1 pseudogene is annotated in these 508 nt (G+C 44.3%); it reads left to right on the plus strand.

Features of this window, described 5'->3' with window-relative positions:
• Positions 1–354, plus strand: a pseudogene (locus WKF69_RS14750) (biotin synthase); the annotation flags it as partial.
• Positions 355–508 lie beyond the last annotated feature (154 nt).

The following is a 508-nucleotide window of genomic DNA, read 5'->3' on the forward strand; positions in this document are numbered from 1 at the left end:
GTTAAGCATCCTGAATCTGTGCCAATCAATGCTCTGGTACCAGTAAAGGGAACGCCGTTGGCTGATCAGCCCAGGGTACCAATATGGGATATGGTCCGGATGATCGCCACAGCACGTATCATTATGCCGAAAACGGTAGTTCGCTTATCAGCCGGAAGAACTGAAATGAGTTTAACTGACCAGGCATTTTGCTTTATGGCGGGAGCCAATTCAATTTTCGCAGGTGACAAATTACTGACTACTCCGAATCCTGCATTTACTGAGGATATGGAAATGTTTAACTTATTAGGCCTTAAGCCCCGGGAAGCCTTCAAGAATGGCCGGCCGCAGGTAAAGATTGAAGAAGAGGTCTGATTAATTAGGTGTCAGTTTTTGGATATCCAAAATCAACTTGTTGATGTAATCCAATTGTTCGTATAAAAGGTATTGGTCTTTTGTTGCTTTTGTGTCGGATGGTACCGGCGGAAAGCGAATTTCTGCCTCTTTGAAATCCTTCGTCCCCATCTTT

The sequence above is a fragment of the Daejeonella sp. genome, from assembly GCF_037719425.1.
In the GTDB taxonomy this organism is placed as follows: Bacteria; Bacteroidota; Bacteroidia; order Sphingobacteriales; family Sphingobacteriaceae; genus Daejeonella.